Source organism: Nitratidesulfovibrio liaohensis (assembly GCF_011682075.1).
Taxonomy (GTDB): Bacteria; Desulfobacterota; Desulfovibrionia; order Desulfovibrionales; family Desulfovibrionaceae; genus Cupidesulfovibrio; species Cupidesulfovibrio liaohensis.
Genome location: NZ_VSMK01000035.1, coordinates 1 through 8891, shown reverse-complemented (window position 1 = coordinate 8891; position 8891 = coordinate 1). Strand labels below are relative to the sequence as shown.

Genomic DNA, 8891 nt, shown 5'->3' with positions numbered 1-8891 from the left:
CGCGCGGACTGACCGTGCTGACCCACGCGGAACTGCCCCCCGGCGATGGCTGCATCTCGCTGGGGCAGGCCGCCTGGGCCCGCCGCGTGCTGGCAGGGCAGGGGTAACCCCGCCGCGCCGCCGTCAACGGTTCTCCCCCTTTCCCCCCCCAAAAAAAAGCGGGCGGTGCGCCTGTGGTGCCGCTTCCCCACAGAAGCTCCACCACCGCGCACCGCCCCGTACTCGTGCCATCGTCCCGCCGCCGCCTCACAGTCACTGTGGGGCGGGGGGGCACCCGCACTCCGCTCTTGCCTGTCCCTTTCCCGGGATATCTCCCTGCCCTGCCGCGCCTACCCGCAGTCCGCCGTCACCAGCTTGGCGAAAATCCGCTCCGCCGCCTGGCTGGACAAGGTGAACGCCAGCATGCCCGCGGGCAGGTACGAAAATTCCGTGGCGCCCTGCACCCCCACGGTAAAGGTGGTGCGGGTGGTCACGTACGACTTGCGCACATTGTGCCGCCGGGCAAACTCGAACAGGGGCCGCAGCTGTGTCCCGTTGCCGTTGCCCGCCGCCTTGCGCGCGGCACGGGTGGTGGTTGCGGGCACGGTGGGCGCGCCGCAGCGGCCATTGCCGTTCTTCTGGCTGGGGGCAATGCCTTCGTCGCTCCAGCGGATGTCGAAGGCCAGCACCGGCTTGCCGTGCACCGGGTGCAGGCCCACCAGGGCAACCTCGCCGCCGTCCCAGCGGGCGTAGCAGGTGTTGCGGGACAGGGCCGGGCTGCACAAGAGCTGCCCCACCACGGCGGTTTCCAGCAGCGGTTGCAGGCCGGGGTCGTCCGGCCCGGTGATGGGCGCGAACAGCGCCGTGCGCATGGAGGGGTTGGCCAGGTACACCTTGAAGCTGCGGTCGCGCCGGAAGCGGCGGCCCGCATCGTCGATGCGCCGCAGCCGCACCACCAGAAAGGCGGCCTCCAGATAGTCGAGGTAGCGCTTCAGGGTATTCACCGCGATGCCCGATTCGCCGCGCAGGTCCTCCAGGGTCACCTCGCGCCCGCTGTTCAGAGCCAGCACGGCCAGCAGGCGGTTCAGCTCCTGCACGTCCGAGATGCCGTACAGGCCGGGCATGTCGCTGCACAGCACCCGGTCGATGATCTCGCTGCGCAGAAAGCGCGCCATGTCCGCGCGCACCCGTTCGGACACCACGGCTTCCGGGTAGCCTCCAAAATTCATGTACCGCACCAGCAACTCGTTCAGTTCGTCCATGCGCTCGGGCGTGAACAGTTGCTTCATGTCGCGGCGCTGCCCGCCGGACAGGCGCAGGAACTCGGCAAAGGACAGCGGCGGCAGCATGTACACCGCAAAGCGCCCCGCTGCCTCGGCATCGCCCATGCGGCGCAAGGCGGGCGCGGCGGAACCGCATACCGTGCAGCGCAGCGCGGGCCAGCGGGCGGCCAGGGTGTCCAGCCCGCGCTCCCAGTTGGCCATGTACTGGATTTCGTCAAAGATGACCCAGCCGGGACGGTTGGGATCCAGCCCCGCCATTTCGGCGGCCAGTTCCACGAAGTCGGCCAGTTCCATGCCGGTATAGGCAGGAGCGTCCAGGGTGGCGAACAGTATCTGGCGGCGTTCGGCCCCCTGCTGCAACAGGGTATCCACCACCTGGTGCAGCAGCACCGTCTTGCCCACCCGACGCGGCCCCATGAGCACTACGGCCCGGTGCAACGCACAGTCGGCGGCAAGTTCGAAAAACGGCGCGAAGTGGTCGCGCTGCGGCAGGTCCGCCGCGAAGGGGCGGGCGGTCTCTTCGGCCCACCACGGGTTGTCCGCGGCAAGGCGTCCCATGACATCGGCGCGTGGCAGTGCGTGCGGCATGGTGTCCCTCCTTTCTGGGAGCATGCACCACGCTACACACCAAACGAAAAAAAGAGTCAATTACAATCACTTGATTGATCTTACAGTTAATACAGTCCGGACAACACGGCAGCCTTACACTGTTCGTATGCACAAACCAAACACAACACTCCGCCACATAATAGAATTTATCAACTCCAATATAGCGTCATCCACCTGATTCTAGCTTGCCGTGCGTCGCCAACGCCGTGCATATTTTTTTCAGTGGTCAACTCTGTCGGCTCAACCCCATGCTTCCGACCACGTCGGTACCGCCCCCCGCCAAAACATCGTGCGCTCACTCAACTTGCCAACCGGGCCGCGCGCGCCTATAGTCAGCGGCTTCCTCTCACCGCAACCCGAGAGAGAGCCCGCCCATGCCCCATAAAGGCCCGCACATCTCCATCTCCGCAGATTTCGTCGTAAACCGCATTCTGCGCATCAACCTCGACGAGTTCGAGGATTGGCCGGAATCCGTCCGTCATCTCGCCATCGAAATCGCGGAAGAACTGTTTCTCGTCGTGTACAACCCGTTCATCGACGCGGAAACGGTGAAAGCGAGCGTTCGCGCGCGTTTCGAGGGCGAAAAGGCGGCACTGGCCCACCACTACGCCACCAGCATCGGCGAAGGCATCACCATGTTCTGGAGCGCGCACGAGGCCGAGGTGGCCTACCGCGACGAACTGGTGAAGCGCATGGCCGCCGTCATGCCGCGCGAGTGCATCGACACCCGCCCCGGCGCGCTGGTGGAAAACTCCACCGACGCCACCGACCTGCGCATGGAACTGCCCATGCTGGTGGTCAGCCCCGCGTCTGCCGAACAGGTCAGCGCCGTGGTCAAGCTGGCCAACGAGCTGAAGTTCGCCATCATTCCGCGCGGCGGCGGTTCCGGCCTGACCGGCGGCGCCGTGCCCGCCCGCAAGCGCACGGTCATCCTCAGCCTTGGCCGCCTTACCCGCATCGTCAGCATCGACGAGCAGAACAAGGTGCTGTGCTGCGAGGCGGGCGTCATCACCAACGACGCCATCGTCGCGGCGGGCAGGAAGGGCCTGCTGTTCACCGTGGACCCGGCCTCCAAGCTGGCCTCGTCCATCGGGGGCAACATCGCGGAAAACGCGGGCGGCCCGTTTGCCTTCGAATACGGCACCACCCTCGACAACCTGCTCTCGTGGCGCATGGTCACCCCCACCGGCGAGATCATCGACGTGGCCCGCGTGAACCACCCGCGCCACAAGATCATGCCCGACGAGACGGCCACCTTCGAAATCCGCGATCTGAGCGGCGGCGTGCGCAACGTGGTGTCCCTGCGCGGCGAAGAAATCCGCCTGCCCGGACTTGGCAAGGACGTGACCAACAAGACCCTGGGCGGCCTGCCCGGCATGCAGAAGGAAGGCGTGGACGGCATCATCGTCGAGGCCTGCTTCGTGCTGCACAAGAAGCCCACCCACCAGCGCGTGCTGGTGCTGGAATTCTTCGGGCGCTCCATGAACAGCGCCATGCAGGTCATCAAGGACGTGGTGGGCTACCGCGACACCATCCGCCGCGAAGGCGACCACGTGAAGATCTCGGCCCTGGAGGAGTTCAACTCCAAGTACGTCAAGGCCATAGAATATAAAAAGAAGTCCACGGAGTACGAGGGCGACCCCATTTCGGTGCTCATCGTGCAACTGGATGGTGACGACGAGTTCCACCTGGACCGCGCCGTGCACCAGATACTGGACATCGTGAACCCCTACGACGGGGCGGACATCTTTGCCGCGCGCGACGAGAAGGAAGCCGAAGTCTTCTGGGAGGACCGCCACAAGCTGTCCGCCATCGCCCGCCGCACCTCCGGCTTCAAGATCAACGAGGACGTGGTCATCCCCATCGACGGGGTGCCCGAGTTCGCCGATTTTCTGGAGCAGGTGAACCTGGAATGCGCGGCCGCCGCCTACCGCTCGGCCCTGCAAGAGGTGGGACGCCTGGCGGGCATGCCGCTGGACGACAGGGAGTTCAACCGCGAGTTCACCTACGCCTCCAAGGTGGCCAAGGGCGAGGTTTCGGCCAAGGACATCTCGGACGAGGAAATGCAGATCCGCGCCGTGGTATTCCTGGGCGAACTGGCCAACGCGCACCCCAACCTGGCCCGCAAGATAGAGCGCATCAAGGACCACATGCAGGCCACCCGCATCGAGGTGGCCAGCCACATGCACGCGGGCGACGGCAACTGCCACGTCAACATACCGGTCAACTCCAACGACCCGGTCATGCTGCACAATGCCGAGCAGGTGGCCCACCGCGTCATGGCGAAAGCCCAGGAAGTGGGCGGCGAGGTTTCCGGCGAGCACGGCATCGGCATCACCAAGATCGCCTTCCTGCGCAAGGAGAAGATGGACGCCCTGCGCGCCTTCAAGGAGCGCGTGGACCCGCGCAACGTGCTGAACCCGGCCAAGCTGACCCAGCGCGAACTGCCGGTGCGCCCGTTCACCTTCTCGTTCAACCGGCTCATCGAGGACATCCGCCAGAGCGGCCTGCCCGACAAGGAACGGCTGATCGCGCTGCTGGCCAACGTGCAGATCTGTACCCGCTGCGGCAAGTGCAAGCAGGTCTGCCCCATGTTCTACCCGGAACAGTCGCTGCAGTACCACCCGCGCAACAAGAACATCGCCCTCGGCGCGCTGGTGGAGGCGGTGTACTATTCGCAGGTCAACAAGGGCAGGCCCGACCCCTTCCTGCTGGGCGAACTGCGCACCATGATGGAGCACTGCACCGGCTGTGGCCGCTGCACCTCGGTCTGTCCGGTGAAGATCGATTCGTCCGGCGTGGCGCTGGCCATGCGCGCCTTTCTGGAATCGGAAAACGCGGGCGGCCACCCCATCAAGCGCAAGGTGCTGGAGTGGCTGTCCGCCGATCCGGCATCGCGCGTGCCGCGCGCGGCCAAGGCCGCGTCCATGGGCCAGCGCTTTCAGAACCGCTTCGTGGGCCTTGTGCCCGCCGGGTGGCGCGAACGCTTCGAAAGCCCGCTGTTCGCCGGTCCCGGCCCAGAAGTGGGCTACAAGAACCTTGCGGAAACCCTGCACCTGGGCAAGGGCGGCATCTTCGTGCCCGCCAGCGCCAGACAGCGCGCGGCGGCCACCGGTGAACCCGTGGAAGCGGTGTTCTACTTCCCCGGCTGCGGCGCGGGGCTGTTCTACCGCAACATCGGGCTGGCCGGGCTGATGCTGATGCTCAAATCCGGCGTGGCCGTGGTCATGCCGGAACAGCACCTGTGCTGCGGCTATCCGCTGCTGTCCGCCGGGGCCGACAACGCCTTCGCCACCAACCGCGACAGCAACGTGCAGGCCATCAAGGCTGCGCTGGACAAGGCGCGGTCAGCAGGACTCAACGTCACCCACGTCATCACCGCCTGCGGCTCGTGCCGCGACGGCATCCAGCGGCACGAACTGCTGGCCGCACAGGGCAACGCCCCGGCCATGCACCACAAGGACATGGTGCAGTTCCTGCTGGAACGCCTGCCCGCAGAGGCCCTTACCGGCGCGGCCAAGCCCGCCGCCGGAACCGAGGTGCTCTACCACCCCTCGTGCCACGCGGAATGGGTGGGCGTGCACAAGGGCAAGGCCGCGAACATCTACGCGCAGGCCGTGGCCGCCTTCACCGGTGCGAAAGTCCGCGTCAATCCCGGCTGCTGCGGCGAATCGGGCATGGGGGCCATGACCTCGCCCGCCATCTACAACAAGCTGCGCGCCCGCAAACGCATGCGCCTTGAGGCGGACTTCATGACCTATGCCGACGGCGCGCCCGTCATCGTGGGCTGCCCCTCGTGCAAGGTGGGCATCAAGCGCACCATGCTGGCCCTCAAGGACAAGCGCCCCGTGCTGCACACCCTGGAATGGCTGGCCGAACTGGCCAAGGGCGCGGACTGGCGCAAGATACTGCGCAAGGCCGCCGACCAGGCCAAGGATGAGGGCGGCGTGCGCGTGGTGGATGACAGCGGCTTGTAAGAAAAAACGGAAGACTGAAAGAACGAACCGGGGGAGGAGGGGAAACTTTGAAAAGTTTCCCCTCCTCCCCCGGACCCCTTCCACCCCTTCAAATTTTTCAACAGGGACCACGCCCTGACGCGACGAGGGTGCCATCCCGCTCTGAACAAGACCGCCCCTGCCCCACCGTTGAAAAGTTTTGCGGAAGGAGGGTGGGGGTTCGGGGGAGGGAGGAAGGAACTTTTTCAAAAGTTCCTTCCTCCCTCCCCCGATACTCCTCTACCACCCCACAGCTTGCCCAGCCGCGCCCGCTGGCGTAGCATCCGACCACCCATGAAGTACCTCGGCATAGATTACGGAACGAAACGCACCGGCGTTGCGGCCAGCGACACGGGCGGCAGCATGGCCTTTCCGCGCCGTACCATCGTCATGACCACCCGCGACCGGTTCTTTGCCGAACTGCTGGCCGTGGCCGAGGAAGAGCGCGCCGAGGCCTACGTGGTGGGGCTGCCCCTGCTGCACGACGGCACGGACACCCTGACCACCCGGCAGGTGCGCAATTTCGTGGAACGGCTGAAGCGCCGCACCACCCTGCCCGTCTACCTCATGGAGGAGTTCCTGAGCTCCTACGAGGCCGAGGACGACCTGCGCGACGCCGGGCTTTCCGGCAGGGCGCTGGAAGCCGTGGTGGACCAGCAGGCGGCCGTGCGCATCCTGCAATCGTTCCTCAACCAGCCCGAATCCCGGCGGACCCCCGCCTGACCGGACAGCATCACCGCATGAGCGATACCCCCAAAGCATCCCCGGAAATTTCCCCCCAGACTCCCGCACAGCCAGCCGCACAGGAGCAGGGCACGCAGCCCGCATCTCCTGACGCGGCCACCGCTACCGCCACTCCGCAACAGCCGGAGGGCGAACGCAAGCCCGACGATGGCAGCGCCGCCGACACCACACAGCAGACTGCCCCTGATGCAAGTAGTGCCGCGCCCGCAACACCGGATGTTGCCGGCACGCCCGGCACACCTGACGGGGCAGGCGCGCCGGAGGTCACGGACGCTACGCATGCAGCGGACACCGCCGCCGCGCCCACGGCGCAGGCGGACGAAACAGCGGACACGCTAGCGCCCACCCCGGCGGCATCGGCCCCTGAAGACACGACGGCCTCGAAGGCCGCGGACTCCACGGACGCGCAACCCGCCCCGCCATCCGATACGCCAGAGGCCGCGACGGGCACCATCGCCGCCGTTCCTGTTGTCCCCGCTGTCCCTGCTGACGCGACCGGCACCGCCCCTGCCCCGGCATCCGGCAACACCGCCTCCGCAACCGCCACGGAAACGCCCCCGGCGCAAACCGCCACCACAGTTGGGGCGCCCGCTCCAGCATCATCCGCATCCTCCCCGGCAGCCCCCGTGTCGGTCCCGATTGCACCTCTGCCGCCCACTCCCGAAACACCCGTGCCGCCCGCCGCCGCACCCGCACCCGCCACGCAATCCGCCGCCTGCCCGGCACCGAGCCGCCCGGTGGTGCGCCTCCTGTTGCGCGTACTGGCCGCTTTGGTCCTGCTGGTCCTTCTGGCGTGCGGCTACGCGGGGTACGACGCCTGGCGCTTCCTGCACACTCCACCCGCTTCCCCCGGCGCGGACGTCTACGTGGACGTGGAACCCGGCGCCAGTTTCGACAGGGTGACCAGGCAACTGGTGGACAAGGGCGCTGTGACCAGCGACTGGCGCTTCAAGCTGCTGGCCCACTACCACGGCTGGGAAACCTCGTTGAAGGCCGGGCGCTTCCTGGTGCACAGCAACTGGGCGCCCTTCCGGGTGCTGGATCAACTGGTGAACGGCCAGCCGGTGCTGTCGCGCATCACCCTGCGCGAAGGGCTGACCTGGTGGGAAACCGCCCGCCTGCTTGAGGTGGAAGGCTTCGTCACCGTTGAGGACTTCCGCGCGGTGATCACCGACCCTGCCTTCCTGCGCCATTGGGGCATCCCCTTCGATACGGCGGAAGGCTTCCTGTTTCCCGATACCTACCTGATCAAGAAGCCCGCCACGCCCGACCGGGAATCGGCCCGCGCCGTGGCCGGGCGGATGGTGGACACCTTCTGGCGGCGCGCCGCCCAGGTCTGGCCCGGTGGCCGTCCGGCCCGCGACGAGTTGCGGCGGCTGGTCACCCTGGCCTCCATCGTGGAAAAGGAAACCGGCCAGCCCTCGGAACGGGGCCGCGTGGCAGGGGTGTACGCCAACCGGCTGCGCACCGGCATGCTGTTGCAGGCAGACCCCACCACCATCTACGGCCTTGGCGACACCTTCGACGGCAACCTGCGCCGCTCGCACCTGCAGGACGCCGCCAACCCGTACAACACCTACCGCCGCCCCGGCCTGCCCCCCGGCCCCATCTGCTCGCCGGGGCTGGAATCTTTGCGCGCGGCCACCACACCGGAAAAGCACGGCTATTTCTACTTCGTGTCGCGCAACGACGGCTCGCACCAGTTCAGCGCCACACTGGACGAACACAACCGAGCCGTGAACCGCTTCCAGCGGGGCGGGCGCGCCAGGGGTGGAGACCAGACCGCCACGCAAGGCACGCCCGCGACCTCCGTGCCCCCCGTGAATCCCACGGATGGCACGGGTGCCCCAGATGCCACGGGCGCCACGGGTGCCACGGGTGCCACGGACGCCACACCTCCCACGGACACCGCCGCCCCGGCATCCACCAGCACGGCGCCCAAGACCCCGGAGGTTCAGGCCAAGGCCAGCGCGCCCGCTGCCGGGGATAAGGCCACAGCGCCCGATGTGGGGGACAAGGCCGTTGAACCCGGTGTTCCAGCCAACGGCACCACGGCACCGGCGACACCGCCCGCAACGCAGCCAGGGCCCGCCGACTCTGGCGCCCCTGCCACTACAGCCACAACTGCCACTGACGTTCCGGCGGTTTCCCAGTCCCTCAAGACAACCCCCGGCGCCAAACCGGCCCTCACGCCCCTGCCGCGCCCGGCCACGCCCGCCGGAAACGCAACCACGGGAGCCCCGGGGGCCAATGCCACTGCGCCGGCAAACGCCGGCGTCCG

At 67.3% G+C, this 8891-nt stretch carries 4 protein-coding genes; 3 read left to right on the top strand and 1 reads right to left on the bottom strand.

Going from position 1 to position 8891, the window contains the following annotated elements; translation table 11 throughout:
* Positions 1-329: 329 nt before the first annotated feature.
* A complete protein-coding gene (locus tag FVW27_RS01670) occupies positions 330-1850 on the bottom strand; it encodes an ATP-binding protein (protein ID WP_167122183.1) in 1521 nt (506 codons plus the stop codon).
* Between the two features lie 395 nt (positions 1851-2245).
* Here FVW27_RS01670 and FVW27_RS01665 point away from each other — a divergent pair, with 395 nt between their 5' ends.
* From FVW27_RS01665 to mltG, 3 genes are all read left to right on the top strand, one after another.
* Complete coding sequence (locus tag FVW27_RS01665; RefSeq protein ID WP_167122182.1) at positions 2246-5848, top strand: FAD-binding and (Fe-S)-binding domain-containing protein; 3603 nt, start codon at positions 2246-2248, stop codon at positions 5846-5848.
* Between the two features lie 312 nt (positions 5849-6160).
* Positions 6161-6589, top strand: coding sequence for a Holliday junction resolvase RuvX (ruvX, locus tag FVW27_RS01660; protein ID WP_167122180.1), 429 nt, complete (start codon positions 6161-6163; stop codon positions 6587-6589).
* Positions 6590-6606: 17 nt separating this feature from the next.
* Positions 6607-8891 (top strand): endolytic transglycosylase MltG (mltG, locus tag FVW27_RS20750; RefSeq protein WP_243838145.1); only part of this gene is annotated, 2285 nt, incomplete at its 3' end.

What these genes read in the sequence shown, in the direction of transcription:
- FVW27_RS01665 (WP_167122182.1), top strand. Translation starts at nt 2,246, where the DNA reads ATGCCCCATAAAGGCCCGCACATCTCCATCTCCGCAGATTTCGTCGTA.
- ruvX (WP_167122180.1), top strand. Translation starts at nt 6,161, where the DNA reads ATGAAGTACCTCGGCATAGATTACGGAACGAAACGCACCGGCGTTGCG.
- FVW27_RS01670 (WP_167122183.1), bottom strand. Translation starts at nt 1,850, where the DNA reads ATGCCGCACGCACTGCCACGCGCCGATGTCATGGGACGCCTTGCCGCG.